This window comes from Pseudomonas bharatica (assembly GCF_048586865.1).
Lineage (GTDB): Bacteria > Pseudomonadota > Gammaproteobacteria > Pseudomonadales > Pseudomonadaceae > Aquipseudomonas > Aquipseudomonas bharatica.
Genome location: NZ_JBMAWR010000014.1, coordinates 73,704 through 88,279, shown reverse-complemented (window position 1 = coordinate 88,279; position 14,576 = coordinate 73,704). Strand labels below are relative to the sequence as shown.

Annotated in this window: 13 protein-coding genes; 12 read left to right on the top strand and 1 reads right to left on the bottom strand. The window is 64.8% G+C overall.

What is annotated here, in order from left to right:
- Positions 1 to 106 precede the first annotated feature (106 nt).
- The 12 genes from algK to ACKLLE_RS16795 all read left to right on the top strand — a co-directional run bounded on the left by algK (position 107) and on the right by ACKLLE_RS16795 (position 13,994).
- Entirely contained in the window at positions 107 to 1,522 is a 1,416-nt protein-coding gene (algK, locus tag ACKLLE_RS16850) for an alginate biosynthesis TPR repeat lipoprotein AlgK (RefSeq protein ID WP_420058582.1), read from the top strand.
- Positions 1,519 to 3,006 (top strand): alginate export family protein, encoded by a 1,488-nt coding sequence (locus tag ACKLLE_RS16845; RefSeq protein ID WP_420058581.1) that lies wholly within the window; start codon positions 1,519 to 1,521, stop codon positions 3,004 to 3,006. The genes algK and ACKLLE_RS16845 overlap by 4 nt, the downstream gene beginning before the upstream one ends.
- An 18-nt stretch (positions 3,007 to 3,024) precedes the next feature.
- Positions 3,025 to 4,593: a mannuronan 5-epimerase AlgG gene (gene algG, locus ACKLLE_RS16840; RefSeq protein ID WP_064302420.1), complete on the top strand. Its 1,569-nt coding sequence runs from the start codon at positions 3,025 to 3,027 to the stop codon at positions 4,591 to 4,593.
- A gap of 12 nt (positions 4,594 to 4,605) precedes the next feature.
- A complete protein-coding gene (locus ACKLLE_RS16835) occupies positions 4,606 to 6,048 on the top strand; it encodes an alginate O-acetyltransferase (RefSeq protein WP_064302419.1) in 1,443 nt (480 codons plus the stop codon).
- A gap of 7 nt (positions 6,049 to 6,055) precedes the next feature.
- Positions 6,056 to 7,147 (top strand): mannuronate-specific alginate lyase, encoded by a 1,092-nt coding sequence (locus ACKLLE_RS16830; protein ID WP_420058580.1) that lies wholly within the window; start codon positions 6,056 to 6,058, stop codon positions 7,145 to 7,147.
- Between the two features lie 191 nt (positions 7,148 to 7,338).
- A complete protein-coding gene (locus ACKLLE_RS16825) occupies positions 7,339 to 8,796 on the top strand; it encodes an MBOAT family O-acyltransferase (protein ID WP_064302417.1) in 1,458 nt (485 codons plus the stop codon).
- 11 nt (positions 8,797 to 8,807) lie between these two features.
- A complete protein-coding gene (locus tag ACKLLE_RS16820; RefSeq protein WP_064302416.1) occupies positions 8,808 to 9,959 on the top strand; it encodes an alginate O-acetyltransferase in 1,152 nt (383 codons plus the stop codon).
- Between the two features lie 12 nt (positions 9,960 to 9,971).
- A complete protein-coding gene (locus ACKLLE_RS16815) occupies positions 9,972 to 10,628 on the top strand; it encodes an alginate O-acetyltransferase AlgF (RefSeq protein ID WP_009395042.1) in 657 nt (218 codons plus the stop codon).
- 36 nt (positions 10,629 to 10,664) lie between these two features.
- Positions 10,665 to 12,116, top strand: a complete 1,452-nt coding sequence (locus ACKLLE_RS16810) for a mannose-1-phosphate guanylyltransferase/mannose-6-phosphate isomerase (RefSeq protein ID WP_009395044.1) — start codon at positions 10,665 to 10,667, stop codon at positions 12,114 to 12,116.
- A gap of 93 nt (positions 12,117 to 12,209) precedes the next feature.
- Positions 12,210 to 12,674 carry a multidrug transporter gene (locus tag ACKLLE_RS16805; protein WP_420058579.1) on the top strand — a complete coding sequence of 155 codons (465 nt, stop codon included), beginning with the start codon at positions 12,210 to 12,212 and terminating at the stop codon, positions 12,672 to 12,674.
- A gap of 76 nt (positions 12,675 to 12,750) precedes the next feature.
- Positions 12,751 to 13,104, top strand: coding sequence for a hypothetical protein (locus tag ACKLLE_RS16800; RefSeq protein WP_420058578.1), 354 nt, complete (start codon positions 12,751 to 12,753; stop codon positions 13,102 to 13,104).
- A 65-nt stretch (positions 13,105 to 13,169) separates the two neighbouring features.
- Positions 13,170 to 13,994, top strand: a complete 825-nt coding sequence (locus ACKLLE_RS16795; RefSeq protein WP_420058577.1) for an SDR family oxidoreductase — start codon at positions 13,170 to 13,172, stop codon at positions 13,992 to 13,994.
- Between the two features lie 54 nt (positions 13,995 to 14,048).
- On the opposite strand, the gene ACKLLE_RS16790 is transcribed toward ACKLLE_RS16795, so the two are convergent.
- Complete coding sequence (locus tag ACKLLE_RS16790) at positions 14,049 to 14,291, bottom strand: hypothetical protein (protein WP_081263132.1); 243 nt, start codon at positions 14,289 to 14,291, stop codon at positions 14,049 to 14,051.
- Between the last annotated feature and the right edge of the window lie 285 nt (positions 14,292 to 14,576).

Genomic DNA, 14,576 nt, shown 5'->3' with positions numbered 1-14,576 from the left:
GATGAACAGTTACTACGTGTCGCACCCAATCGCGGGTAAATCGGGGCGCCGAACCGCCGCTCCCACAGGAGAGCGCGGAACCCCTGTGGGAGCGGGTTCACCCGCGATGAGGCCCTCAGCAGTACCACTGCTCTGTGCCCTGGCCCTGGCGATCAGCCTCACCGGCTGCGCCGGCCTGCCCGACCAGCGCCTGGCCAACGAGGCCCTGAAGAACGGCGACACCGCCACCGCCGAACGCAACTACCGGCAACTCGCCGACCTCGGCTACAGCGAAGCGCAGGTCGGCCTCGCCGACATCCAGGTGGCAACCGGTGACCCGGCCGAACTCAAGCAGGCCGAGGCCACCTACCGCGCTGCCGCTGAAACCTCGTCCCGCGCCCAGGCCCGTCTCGGTCGCCTGCTGGTGGCCAAGCCGGACAGCAGCGAAGCCGAACGCCACGAAGCCGAAACCCTGCTGAAACAGGCCTTCGCCAATGGCGAAAGCAACACCCTGATTCCCCTGGCGATGCTCTACCTGCAATACCCGCAGAGCTTCCCCAAGGTGAACGCCCAGCAGCAGATCGACCAGTGGCGCAGCGCCGGCTACCCGGAGGCCGGCCTGGCCCAGGTCCTGCTCTACCGCACCCAAGGCACCTACGACCAGCATCTGGACGAGGTCGAACGGATCTGCAAGGCGGCCCTGAACAGCACCGATATCTGCTACGTCGAACTGGCCACCGTGTACCAGAAACGCGCCCAGCCGGAACAGCAGGCAGCGCTGCTGGACCAGCTCAAGAACGCTTACCAGCGCGGCACCGTTCCGGCCAGCCGGGTCGACAGCGTGGCCCGCGTGCTCGCCGACCGCAGCCTCGGCCAGACCGACGAGAAAACCGCCCAGGCCCTGCTCGAAGACATCGCCCCGCAGAATCCGGCGTCGTGGGTCAGCCTGGCGCAACTGCTGTACGACTTCCCCGAACTGGGCGACAGCGACAAGCTGATGGAATACATCGACAAGGGCCGCGACGCTGAACAGCCACGCGCCGAATTGCTGCTCGGTCGCCTCTATTACGAAGGCAAGAGCATCCCCGCCGATGCCAAGCTGGCCGAGACCCATCTGCTGGCCGCTGCCGCAGCCGGCGAGGTCAGCGCCCATTACTACCTCGGCCAGCTCTATCGCCGCGGCTACCTGGGCACCGTCGAACCGCAGAAAGCGGTCGACCATCTGCTCCAGGCCGCCCGGGGCGGCCAGCTCAGCGCCGACTACGCCCTGGCCCAGCTGTACAGCGAAGGCCACGGCATTCGCCAGAACCCGGTCAATGCGTGGGTCTTCGCGCAACTGGCCCAGGCCAACCCGAGCGAACAGTCCACCGCCCTGGCCGGCGAGCTGGACAGCCAACTGAATCCGCAACAGAAAGCCGCCGCCCAGCGCCTGCTGGAACAGGAGCGCGCCGCCCGCGGCGCCCTCGGTCCAGGCCCGGGTGCGCTGGCGCTGCACGCCGTGAAAGGCGATGAAGAAGAACAAGGTGAGGACTCTTCCCTATGATGCTCAACCCGTGGATGAAAGCCGGTCTCGGCCTGAGTTTCGCGTTGTTCTGGGCGTGCCCGACCCTGGCCGCCGAAACCGCTGAAAAGAACTTCGGCCTGGAAGTGAAGATCACCGGCCAGTCCGAGGACGACCGCGACCTCGGCACCCGCGACGGTGGCGACGTCAACGGCCTCGGTATCGACCTGCGCCCCTGGGTGTACTTCGAGCGCGGCGACTGGAGCGCCTACGCCATGGGCCAGGCGGTGGCGGCCACCGATATCATCGAGACCGACACCAGCCGCCAGTCCGCCGACGGCAGCGAGATCCAGGATTCCAACAGCAGCAACGACGACCGCGAAGCCAAGAAGAACTACCTGGCGATGCGCGAGTTCTGGGTTGGCTACAAGGGCTTCACCGCCTACCCCGGCGAAGAGCTGCGCTTCGGCCGCCAGCGCCTGCGCAACGACGACGGCATGTGGCGCGACACCAATATCGAAGCGCTGAACTGGACCTTCGACACCACCCTGCTGCGCGCCAACCTGGGCGTGGCCGAGCGCTTCAGCGAATACCGCACCGACCTCACCGAACTGGCAGCCGAAGACAAGGACCGCCTGCACGTCTACGGCGATATCGCCGCGCAGTGGACGCCGGGCCATTGGGTCGGCCTGCGCGCCCACCATACCCACGACGACGGCAAGCTCAAGAGCCCGGGCGAGACCCTCGACGCCCTCGACAAGACCCGCACCGGCGACCTCACCTGGCTGGGCCTGGAAGCCAACAGCGACGCCTACAACTGGCGCAACCAGAACACCCTCAACTACTGGGGCAGCGTGACCTGGCTGACCGGCGATCGTGACACCCTGAGCAGCACCAGCGTGGGCGGCGACCAGGTCGCCACCGGCAAGCAAAGCGGCGACGTCAATGCCTGGGCCACCGACCTCGGCATTCGCCTGCGCCTCGACCCCAACTGGCAGGTCGGTGCGGCCTATGCCCGTGGCAGCGGCGGCGGTGGCGACGATGGCTCCAGCAACTACGAGCAGACCGGCCTGGAATCCAACCGCTCCAACTGGACCGGCACGCGCTCGCGCGTGCACCGCTTCGGCGAGGCGTTCCGCGGCGAACTGGGCAACCTGCAGGCGGCCACCCTGTTCACCTCCTGGCAACTGCGCGACGACTACGACGCCAGCCTGATCTACCACAAGTTCTGGCGCGTCGACGGCGACCAGAACATCGGCGGCAGCGGCATCAACGCGGTGGTCGACGATGGCGGCATCAACCGTCCGCTGGTCCAGGGCGAGAAGGATGTCGGGCAGGAGATGGACCTGGTGGTCACCAAGTACTTCAAGCAGGGCCTGCTGCCGGCGGCCCTGAGCAAATCCATCGACGAACCCTCGGCACTGGTGCGTTTTCGCGGCGGCGTGTTCAAGCCGGGCGACGCCTACGGCAAAGAGGCCGACTCGTACATGCACCGCGCCTTCATCGACGTGGTCTGGCGCTTCTGATGAGCGGAGAGCACTGACATGACCCTTCACCCGAACAGGCTTCACACCCTGCTGGCCGGCGCCTTGCTGCTGGCCACCAGCGTCGCCCAGGCCAGCAACGGCCAGGCGCCGGCGCCAGTGGCCAAGGAGCTGCAACAGGCCAAGACCTACACCGTCAGCACCGCGCCGGTGGAGCCGCTGCACCTCGACCCGCCGAAGCTGCCGGACCTCTCCGGCTATACCGCCGAGGCCGTGCAGAAGAAGATCGACCGGCGCAAGCCGGGCAAGGTCTCGGTGCGGCGCATGCTCCAGGAAGACGTGCTCAAGGAGTTCATCGGTGGCGACAACAAGGGCGCCGAATGGGTGGCCCGCCAGCGCGGCATTCCCCAGGCGATCTTCATCGACGGCGGCCACGTGAACTTCACCGAGCTGGCGAAGAAGGTTCCCGAGCGCTTCCTCCGCCAGACCTCGCCAGGCGTGTACCTGGCCCGCCTGCCAATCGTGGTCGGCAACGGCGCAACCCTGGAAATCGACGGCAAGGTCAAGGAACTGCGCCTGTCCCAGGAGGGCGGTTCGTTCCTGGTCAACGACGGCAAGCTGTTCGTCAGCGACACCCGGGTGATCGGCTGGCGCGAGAAGGACAACGGCCCGGCGACCTTCCGCAAGCCCGACGAATTCCGTCCGTTCCTGCTGTCCTGGGGCGGCACCGAGACCTACATCGTCAACAGCACCATGGCCAGCTTCGGCTATGCGAAAAGCAAGTCCTATGGCGTGAGCATCTCGCAGTACACGCCGAACATGGCCAAGCAGATGGGCCGCGCCGAACCCACCGGCTGGATCATCGGCTCGACCTTCAGCGACATGTGGTACGGCTTCTACTGCTATGAAACCAGCGACTTCGTGGTCAAGGACAACACCTACAGCGACAACATCGTCTACGGCATCGACCCCCACGACCGTTCGCACCGCCTGATCATCGCCGGCAACACGGTGTACGGCACCAAGAAGAAGCACGGGATCATCATTTCCCGGGAGGTCAACGACAGCTGGATCATCAACAACAAGAGCTATGACAACAAGCTCTCCGGCGTGGTGATCGACCGCAACAGCGTCAACAACCTGATCGCCTACAACGAGATCTACCGCAACCACACCGACGGCATCACCCTGTATGAAAGCGGCGACAACCTGATCTGGGGCAACAAGCTGATCAGCAACCGCCGCCACGGCATCCGCGTGCGCAACAGCGTGAATATCCGCCTGTACGAAAACCTCGCCATGGCCAACGGCCTGGTCGGTGTCTACGGCCACATCAAGGACCTCTCCGACACCGACCGCAACATCGCCCTCGACCCCTTCGACACCAAGGTCTCGCTGATCGTGGTCGGCGGCGAGCTGGCGGCCAACGGCAGCGGCCCGCTGTCCATCGACTCGCCGCTGAGCGTGGAGCTGTACCGCGTGTCGATGCTGGCGCCGAGCAAGGCCAGCGGTATCAGTTTGTCCGGCGTGCTGGGCGAACGGCAGAACGAGATCCTCGACCTGATGGTGCGCCAGCAGAAGGCCGTGCTGATCGATCCGGTCGAACGCCAGACCGAAATGGCAGACTGAGGAAGCCCGAACATGACTCCACACCTGATCAAACTCCTGGGCCTCAGCGCCGCCCTGCTGGCAATCGCCAACGGCGCGCGCGCCGACCAGGTCACCGCCCCAAGCTTCACCGCCGAGCCGTGCTGCCAGCTGTGCCCCGAGGCCCACGACGCCAGCCGCTACACCACGCGCTACCAGCAGAACTTCACCACCCTGGTCCAGGCCAAGGGCGACTGGCTGTTCCGTACCCGGGAAGACCTGCGTACCGAATTCGACACCACGCCCGCCGGCTACAAGCGCCTGCAACAACTGCATGACGCCTTCAAGGCGCGCGGCATCGAGCTGGTGGTGGTCTACCAGCCGACCCGCGGCCTGGTGAACCGCAACATGCTCACTCCCGAGGAAAAGGCGAAGTTCGATTACCAGAAGGCCCTGGGCAACTACCAGGCCATGCTCAAGCGCTTCCGCGCCATGGGCTACAACGTTCCCGACCTGTCGCCGCTGACCAACGAGCAACTGGCCGCCGCCGACCAGGGCAAGGACTTCTACTTCCGCGGCGACCAGCACTGGACCCCGTACGGCGCCGAGCGCGCAGCGAAGATCGTGGCCCAGACCGTGCACGCCATGCCGGCCTTCGAAGGCATCCCGCGCAAGGAGTTCGAGACGAAGAAGTCCGGGCGCATGGGCAAGACCGGCACCCTGCACAACGTCGCCGGCCAGCTGTGCGGCACCAGCTATGCGGTGCAGTACATGGACCAGTTCGCCACCGAGCCGAAGGGCTCCAGCGGCGGCAGCGACGACCTGTTCGGTGATTCCGGCAACGCGCAGATCACCCTGGTCGGTACCAGCCACAGCGGCAAGAACTACAACTTCTCGGGCTTCCTGGAACAGTACATCGGCGCCGACGTGCTCAACGTCGCCTTCCCCGGTGGCGGCCTGGAAGGCTCGATGATCCAGTACCTGGGCAGCGAGGAATTCAAGAAGAACCCGCCGAAGATCCTGATCTGGGAATTCTCCCCGCTGTACCCGCTGAACCAGGAAACCATCTGGCGGCAGATGCTCGCCCTGCTCGACAACGGCTGCGAAGGCAAGCCGGCGCAAATGAGCGCCAGCACCGCCATCAAGCCAGGCAAGAACGAGCTGATGGTCAACGGCCGCGATGGCGTGATCAAGGACCTGACCAACCGCAACCACCAGTTGGACATCCGCTTCGAAGACACCTCGGTCAAGGTCATGCAGGCCACCCTCTGGTACCTCAACGGCCGCCACGAGGACATCAAGATCGAGAAGCCGACCACTTCCGACACCGATGGCCGCTTCGCCTTCCAGTTGCGTGAAGACGAGGACTGGGCCGGGCAGACCCTGCTCGCCGTCGAGCTGCAAGGGCCGGAGAGCGGTACCCAGAAAGTCCAGGCCACCCTGTGCAAACGCGGCCCTGTCGGCGATGCCCCGCGCAACGCCCAGGCCGGACTGTGAGGACCCCATGAACAGACTCAGCATGATCGCCAGCGCGGTACTGCTCGCGGCCTCCAGCCAGGCATTCGCCGGGCTGGTACCGCCCCAGGGCTACTACGCCGGCATCGAGAAACAGAAGACCGGCGACGGCAATTTCCAGTGCGAAGCGGTGCCCACGCCCTACACCGGCAGCCTGCAATTCCGCAGCAAGTACGAGGGCTCGGACTCGGCGCGCTCGACCCTGAACGCGGTGTCGGAGAAAGCCTTCCGCGACTCGACCAAGGACATCACCACCCTGGAGCGCGGCGTGGCCAAGCTGGTCACCCAGTACATGCGCGACGGCCGCCCGGCGCAGCTCGACTGCGCCCTGACCTGGCTGGACACCTGGGCCCGCGCCGACGCCTTGCTGTCGAAGGACTTCAACCACACCGGCAAGTCCATGCGCAAATGGGCGCTGGGCAGCCTCAGCGGCTCGTGGCTGCGCCTGAAGTTTTCCAACGCCAAGCCGCTGGCGGCGCACCAGGCCCAGGCCGAAGAGATCGAGAAATGGTTCGGCCGCGTCGCCGACCAGGTGGTCAGCGACTGGAGCGACCTGCCGTTGGCGAAGATCAACAACCACAGCTACTGGGCGGCCTGGTCGGTGATGGCCACCGCCGTGGCCACCGACCGCCGCGACCTGTTCGACTGGTCGGTGAAGGAGTACCGCGTCGCCGCCAACCAGGTGGATGACCAGGGCTTCCTGCCCAACGAGCTCAAGCGCAGGCAGCGTGCCCTGGCCTACCACAACTACGCCCTGCCGCCACTGGCGATGATCGCCAGCTTCGCCCAGGTCAACGGCGTGGACCTGAAGGATGAAAACCACCAGGCGCTGAAACGGCTGGGCGAGCGGGTGCTGGGTGGGTCGAAGGATCCTTCGGCGTTCCGCAGCAAGAACGGTGAGAAACAGGATATGGACGACCTCAAGGTCGACAGCAAATACGCCTGGCTCGAACCCTGGTGCAGCCTCTATCAGTGCAATGCCGATGTGCAGCAGCGCCGGCATGGCATGCAGCCGTTCAACAGCTTCCGCCTCGGCGGGGATGTAACCCGGGTCTACGACCCGGCGGCAGAGCGCAAATAGCAGCCGTTATGCGTCCCCTGTGGGAGCGGGTTCACCCGCGATGACGTCGGTGAGCCCACCACTGCAATCGCGGGTGAACCCGCTCCCACAGGGGATCGGCGGTGACATTGAAACATCGGTTTCCCCCGGTTTCTGACTGGGGGGTTTGGGGGGCGCTGTTGCCCCGTAGCTGACCACCAAGGAGAACCGGGATGGTCTTCTCGTCCAATGTGTTCCTGTTCCTGTTCCTGCCGATCTTCCTCGGCCTGTACTACCTGAGCGGGCAACGCTATCGCAACCTGCTACTGCTGCTGGCCAGCTACCTGTTCTACGCCTGGTGGCGGGTGGACTTCCTGGCCCTGTTCGCCGGGGTCACCCTGTGGAACTACTGGATCGGCCTGAAAGTCGGCGCCGCCGGCGTACGGACCAAACCGGCCCAGCGCTGGTTGCTGCTCGGCGTGGCCGTGGACCTGTGCATCCTCGGCTATTTCAAGTACGCCAACTTCGGTGTCGAGAGCATCAACGCGATCATGGCCTCGTTCGGCCTCGAGCCGTTCATCCTGACCCACGTACTGCTGCCGATCGGTATCTCGTTCTACATCTTCGAGTCCATCAGCTACATCATCGACGTATACCGCGGCGACACCCCGGCAACCCGCAACCTGATCGACTTCGCCGCCTTCGTCGCGATCTTCCCGCACCTGATCGCCGGCCCCGTGCTGCGCTTCAAGGACCTCGCCGACCAGTTCAACCACCGCACCCACACCGTCGACAAGTTCGCCGAGGGCTGCACCCGCTTCATGCAGGGCTTCATCAAGAAGGTATTCATCGCCGACACCCTGGCGGTGGTCGCCGACCATTGCTTCGCCCTGGAAAACCCCAGCACCGGCGACGCCTGGCTCGGCGCCCTGGCCTATACCGCGCAGCTGTACTTCGACTTCTCCGGCTACAGCGACATGGCCATCGGCCTGGGCCTGATGATGGGCTTCCGCTTCATGGAGAACTTCAAGCAGCCGTACATCAGCCAGTCGATCACCGAGTTCTGGCGGCGCTGGCACATCAGCCTGTCCACCTGGCTGCGCGACTACCTGTACATCACCCTGGGCGGCAACCGCGGCGGCACCTTCGCCACCTACCGCAACCTGTTCCTGACCATGCTCCTGGGCGGCCTGTGGCACGGTGCCAACTTCACCTACATCATCTGGGGCGCCTGGCACGGCATGTGGCTGGCGATCGAGCGGGCCCTGGGCATCGACACCAACCCGCAGCGCTTCAACCCGGTCAAATGGGCCTTCACCTTCCTGCTGGTAGTGATCGGCTGGGTGATCTTCCGCGCCGAGAACCTGCACGTGGCCGGCCGCATGTACGCCGCGATGTTCAGCCTGGGCGACTGGAACCTGTCGGAGCTTAACCGCGCCAGCCTCACCGGCCTGCAGGTGGCGACCCTGGTCCTGGCCTACCTCACCCTGGCCTGGTTCGGCCTGCGCGACTTCTACCGCAATGCCAGGCCGACCGCGAAAGCCAGCCCGGTGGTGGTGCACCACGACGGCAGCGTCGGCCTCGACTGGAGCCTGTACGCCACCCGCGTGCTGGTTCTGCTGCTGTTCGTCGCGTCGATCCTCAAGCTCTCGGCGCAGAGCTACTCGCCCTTCCTCTACTTCCAGTTCTGAGCGAGCCGACCATGACCCGATCACTTCGCATCCTTTACTCGCTGCTGTTCCTCGCCCTGCTCACCGCCCTGGGGCTGTGGTCCCTCGGCGGGCTCGCCGGCTTCCAGCGCACGGCGCAGATGAGCCTGCTCGACGGCAAGCTGGCCAAGGCCGCCGAAACCCACTACGACGAGCAGTTCCCGCTCAAGCGCATCGGCACCAACCTGTGGGCGGCGCTGGACTTCAAGCTGTTCAACGAAGGCCGCCCCGGCGTGGTGCTGGGCCGCGACCAGTGGCTGTTCAGCGACGAGGAGTTCAAGCCGGCAGCCGACGGTGAACTGAGCCGCAACGAGAACCTGGCCCTGCTGCGTGGCGTGCGCGACACCCTGCGTCAGCACGGCGTGGAACTGGTACTGGCGATCATCCCGGCCAAGGCCCGGGTCTATCCCGAGTACCTCGGCGAAAAGACCCCGGCCAGCGTCCACCATGACCTGTACAACGCGTTCCACGCCCAGGCGCGCCAGGCCAACATCTTCGCCCCCGACCTGTTCGGTCCGCTGGAAGCGGCCAAGGCCCGCGGCCAGGTGTTCCTGCGCACCGACAGCCACTGGACGCCCATGGGCGCGGAAGTCGCCGCCCAGCAACTGGCCGAGGCCGTGGCCCGGCAGACCCTGCTCAACGGCCAGCCGCAGACTTTCATCACCGAGAACCAGGAACAGACGCCGTACAAGGGCGACCTGACCAACTTCCTGCCGCTGGACCCGCTGTTCACCGAGCTGCTGCCCAAGCCGGACCAGTTGCAGAAGCGCAGCACCCGTGCCGCCGACGACGGCGGTGACGATGCGCTGTTCGCCGACAAGCAGATCCCCGTGGCACTGGTCGGTACCAGCTACAGCGCCAACCCCAACTGGAACTTCGTCGGCGCCCTGCAGCAGGCCCTGCGCAGCGACGTGGCGAACTACGCCGAGGACGGCCACGGGCCGATCCTGCCGATGCTCAAGTACCTGCAAAGCGATGAATTCAAGAACAGCCCGCCGCAACTCGTGGTCTGGGAGTTCCCCGAGCGTTATCTGCCAATCAAGAACGACCTCAGCGGCTTCGACCCGCAATGGATCGCGCAACTGAAGAAAACCCGCAACGCCAATCAAGAGCTGGCCCTGACGTCCAACCGGACCGAACACTAAGAGGAAATGCACATGACCTTGCACACGTCCAAGCACCGTATCGCCAAAGCCTGCGCCCTCGCTGCCGGCCTCACCCTCGCCTCGCTGCAAGCCTGGGCCGGCGGCGACGCCGCGCTCTACGGCCCGAGCGCGCCGAAGGGCTCGACCTTCGTGCGTTTGTACAACGCCTCCAGCCAGCCGGTCGCCGCCAGCGTCGGCAACACCCCGATCAACCAGGTGGGGGCCCAGGCCAGCAGCGACTTCAGCTTCATGCCGCAAGGCGACTACAGCGCCAAGGTGGGTAACGCCACCCTGCCGGTGAAGCTGGCGGCCGACCACTACTACACCCTGGTCAACCACGCCAACGGCAAGCCGCAGCTGGTTGAAGAACCGCCATTCCGCAACAAGCAGAAATCCCTGGTGCGGGTGCAGAACCTCAGTGACCAGGCCCTGACCCTGAAGACCGCCGACGGCAAGACCGAAGTGGTCAAGCCGGTGGCCGCCGCCAGCCGTGGCGAGCGCGAGATCAACCCGGTCAAGGTCAACCTGGCCCTGTACGAAGGCGACAAGAAAGTCAGCGACCTGAAACCGGTCGCCCTCGAGCGCGGTGAAGCCGCCGTGCTCTACGTCACCGGCTCGGGCAGCAACCTGTCCCCGGTCTGGGTCAAGCGCCCGGTAGCGACCCGTTAATCCACTGCCCAACTTTTAGATTCGGAGAGCAAAACCATGATTCCAGTCATCCTGTCCGGCGGTAACGGTTCGCGCCTGTGGCCCCTGTCGCGCAAGCAGTTCCCCAAGCAGTTCCTCGCCCTGACCGGTGAGCACACGCTGTTCCAGCAAACCCTCTCGCGCCTGGTCTTCGAAGGCATGGACGCACCCATCGTGGTGTGCAACAAGGACCACCGTTTCATCGTCAACGAACAACTGCAAAGCCTGAACCTGCAGACCCAGGCCATCCTCATGGAGCCCTTCGGCCGCAACACCGCGCCAGCGGTGGCCCTGAGCGCCATGAAGCTGGTCAATGAAGGCCGTGACGAACTGATGCTGGTGCTGCCGGCCGACCATGTGATCGATGACCAGAAAGCCCTGCAACGCGCCCTGGCCCTGGCCACCGTGGCCGCGGAGCGTGGCGAGATGGTGCTGTTCGGCATCCCTGCGACCAAGCCGGAAACCGGCTACGGCTACATCCGTTCCAGCCAGGACGCGCTGCTGCCCGAGGGCATCAGCCGGGTCGCCCAGTTCGTCGAGAAACCCGATGAAAAGCGCGCCCGCGAATTCGTCCAGAGCGGCGGCTACTTCTGGAACAGCGGCATGTTCCTGTTCCGCGCCAGCCGCTTCCTCGAAGAGCTGAAAAAGCACGATCCGGACATCTACGACACCTGCCTGCTGACCCTCGAGCGCAGCCAGGAAGACGGCGACAGCCTGAGCATCGACGAAGCCACCTTCGCCTGCTGCCCGGACAACTCCATCGACTACGCGGTGATGGAAAAGACCCAGCGCGCCTGCGTGGTGCCGCTGACCGCCGGCTGGAGCGATGTCGGCTGCTGGTCGTCGCTGTGGGACGTGCACCCCAAGGACGACAACGGCAACGTCACCAAGGGCGATGTGGTAGTGCAGGACAGCCACAACTGCATGATCCACGGCAACGGCAAGCTGGTCTCGGTGATCGGCCTGGAGAACATCGTGGTCGTCGAAACCAAGGACGCCATGATGATCGCCCACAAGGACAAGGTTCAGGGGGTCAAGCAACTGGTCAACACCCTGGATGCCCAGGGCCGCAGCGAAACCCAGACCCACTGCGAGGTCTACCGGCCGTGGGGTTCCTACGACTCGGTGGACATGGGCGGGCGTTTCCAGGTCAAGCACATCACGGTCAAGCCCGGCGCCAGCCTCTCGCTGCAGATGCACCACCACCGTGCCGAGCACTGGATCGTGGTGTCCGGCACCGCCGAAGTGACCTGTGACGAAAACGTCTTCCTGCTCACCGAAAACCAGTCCACCTACATCCCCATCGCCTCCGTCCACCGCCTGCGCAATCCGGGCAAGATCCCGCTGGAGATCATCGAGGTGCAATCCGGCAGCTACCTGGGCGAGGACGATATCGAACGCTTCGAGGACATCTACGGGCGCTCCACGCCGATCGAGCGTGGGGTTTCGATCAAGACCATCGCGCAGTAAGCGGTAAACGAAAGGGGCCGGCCCGCTCATTCATATGACAGGCCGGCCCCTTGTCGTTAGGATCGAAGGATCGTCTTTCCCGGGGCATCCATCATGTTCATCGGCATCCTCCTTGTTCTGACCTGGCTGGTCCTGTTGCTGCGTTACCCGGCCAAGGCACTGCCGGTGTCGCTGGCAGCGCTGCTCGGGCTGGTGATGGTAGGCGGCTGGGTGGCGTGGCTGGACACCCGCGAGGCTCGCCAGTTGGCGCGCCTGGAACTGCGCCTGGACTACCTGCCGCAGGAATGCCCCGCCGGACGCCCGCTGCGGGTCCGCATGAACAATGGCAATGATGTGCCACTCACCGAGTTGCGCTGGCGCGTCGCCGCCTATGCGCCCGGCGACAGCGTCAATCTTGCCGAAAACACCTACGCCGCGCCGCGTTACCGCGGCCCCGGCGAACTCCAGGCCGGCGCCGACTGGAGCGACTGCCTGCCATTGCCGCCGCTGCGCTCCGGCTATCGCCCGCAAACCCTCGAATTCCGCGCCGAACACCTGCAAGGCAGCTTTGCCAACTAGCATTTTTGTCAGTTTCGCGATGCGTGCGTCGGGGCTTCAATTAGCTGGTGAAGGCTCACCATGAAGGAGAAAGCCCATGGACGTCCGCCCTTTGAATGGAGTCGATGCCTTGGCGCGCTTGCTGGAAACCGATGAACGCGACGCCCCCGGCATGATCCTGGTCGGCTCGGCCAGCGACCGCCTCAGTTGCGACCTCCTGGAAGAGGTTCGCCGCGATACGCCGATCTATCCGCAATTCGTCTTCTATCAGTTCGATCTCGACGACTACGGCTCCCCGGAGCAGGACCGGACGCTAAGTCTCCTGCTTGACGACATTGGTATCGAAAGGCTGCCGGCACAGATTCTCCTGCCAAGCCGGGGTTGCCGGCCCAGCGTGATCAACGCGGTGAGCATGATGGCGATCAGGAGGGCCCTGCGCTTTCTGTATTGAGGTGCATGATGCGGATGAACCGGTATGATCGGGCTCTTCTCCCTAGACACGAAGGACCGCCTACCATGCCTGTCGCCCTGATCACCGGTTGCTCCAGCGGCATCGGCCGCGCCCTCGCCGACACGTTCCGCGATGCCGGCTATACGGTCTGGGCCACCGCGCGCAAGGCCGGGGATGTGGAAAAACTCGCCGCCGCCGGTTTCCACGCCTGTCCGCTGGATGTCAATGATGCCCGCGCGCTGCAACAACTGGCCGAAGCCATCGACACCGAGCATGGCGGCCTTGACCTGCTGATCAACAACGCCGGCTATGGCGCCATGGGCCCGTTGCTGGATGGCGGGGTCGAAGCGATGCAGCGGCAGTTCGAGACCAATGTCTTCGCCGTGGTCGGGGTGACCCGCGCGCTGTTCCCGGCGCTGCGTCGCGCGCGCGGGTTGGTGGTGAATATCGGCAGCGTCTCCGGAGTACTGGTAACGCCCTTCGCCGGCGCCTACTGCGCATCCAAGGCCGCGGTACATGCCCTGAGCGATGCCCTGCGCCTGGAACTGGCGCCATTCGGCGTCAGGGTGATGGAAGTGCAACCGGGGGCGATCCAGTCGAGTTTCGCCAGCAATGCCGGGCATGAGGCAGAGCAGGTGCTGACACCGGAATCGGCCTGGTGGCCATTGCGCGAGAATATTCGGGCACGGGCGCGTGCCTCGCAGGACCGGCCGACGCCAGCCAGCGAGTTCGCTGCCGGTGTACTGGCGGCGGTGCGCAAGACGCCGGTGCCGGGGCTGGTCAGGCTGGGCAATGGCAGCCGGGCGTTGCCGCTGCTGGCGAACCTGTTGCCTTCGCGGTTGTTGCAGGGGGTACTGAAGAAGAAGTTTGGGTTGAATCGGGCTTTGTGAGGCGCTCATCAACAACACCCCGGAAAGGGCCGCAGATCACTCTGCGGCCTTTCTTCACACCGCGATGGTTACCGACGATGGCGATTGGGCGATGGCCAGCAATGCCTTGGAGATCCGCATGTTCAGCAAGGCGTCGCTGAGCATTTCACGGTGGTGTGCTTCGGGAGGGTCGGGAAGATAGGCAGCGCGAAGTATCGCTCTGTTGAGATGTTCCGCAGCCCGGGTGATGGCTTCCTCATGGGAGAGACCTGGACCGACACAGAGCGTTGGGGGTGGATCAGGAACGATTTTCTTCATGGTTTAGCTCCTGGAAACAAACGGAGCTGCCACTACCTGCTGTCAAACGGATGGTGGCAGCTGTACGTGGGTTGACAGACCGGTCCAGGTGCCCGGCGCGCCCGAAGACGCCCACACGCACAGCTGCCATAAGCACTGGCGTCTGGAAAACGGTCTGTCAAAACCGGTCGTCATTACCGCAACGACCCGCGAAGACTAGGTACGGTTTCCAGATGACGCAACCACCAGTCAGGGTCCGGGAGTATGCTTGGGAAATTACCTGCAAGAAAGTCGGAAGTCGGTGCA

Bases quoted from the DNA above. Each gene is read 5' to 3' on its own strand.
- algK (WP_420058582.1), top strand. From the start codon at position 107: ATGAGGCCCTCAGCAGTACCACTGCTCTGTGCCCTGGCCCTGGCGATC.
- ACKLLE_RS16845 (WP_420058581.1), top strand. From the start codon at position 1,519: ATGATGCTCAACCCGTGGATGAAAGCCGGTCTCGGCCTGAGTTTCGCG.
- algG (WP_064302420.1), top strand. From the start codon at position 3,025: ATGACCCTTCACCCGAACAGGCTTCACACCCTGCTGGCCGGCGCCTTG.
- ACKLLE_RS16835 (WP_064302419.1), top strand. From the start codon at position 4,606: ATGACTCCACACCTGATCAAACTCCTGGGCCTCAGCGCCGCCCTGCTG.
- ACKLLE_RS16830 (WP_420058580.1), top strand. From the start codon at position 6,056: ATGAACAGACTCAGCATGATCGCCAGCGCGGTACTGCTCGCGGCCTCC.
- ACKLLE_RS16825 (WP_064302417.1), top strand. From the start codon at position 7,339: ATGGTCTTCTCGTCCAATGTGTTCCTGTTCCTGTTCCTGCCGATCTTC.
- ACKLLE_RS16820 (WP_064302416.1), top strand. From the start codon at position 8,808: ATGACCCGATCACTTCGCATCCTTTACTCGCTGCTGTTCCTCGCCCTG.
- ACKLLE_RS16815 (WP_009395042.1), top strand. From the start codon at position 9,972: ATGACCTTGCACACGTCCAAGCACCGTATCGCCAAAGCCTGCGCCCTC.
- ACKLLE_RS16810 (WP_009395044.1), top strand. From the start codon at position 10,665: ATGATTCCAGTCATCCTGTCCGGCGGTAACGGTTCGCGCCTGTGGCCC.
- ACKLLE_RS16805 (WP_420058579.1), top strand. From the start codon at position 12,210: ATGTTCATCGGCATCCTCCTTGTTCTGACCTGGCTGGTCCTGTTGCTG.
- ACKLLE_RS16800 (WP_420058578.1), top strand. From the start codon at position 12,751: ATGGACGTCCGCCCTTTGAATGGAGTCGATGCCTTGGCGCGCTTGCTG.
- ACKLLE_RS16795 (WP_420058577.1), top strand. From the start codon at position 13,170: ATGCCTGTCGCCCTGATCACCGGTTGCTCCAGCGGCATCGGCCGCGCC.
- ACKLLE_RS16790 (WP_081263132.1), bottom strand. From the start codon at position 14,291: ATGAAGAAAATCGTTCCTGATCCACCCCCAACGCTCTGTGTCGGTCCA.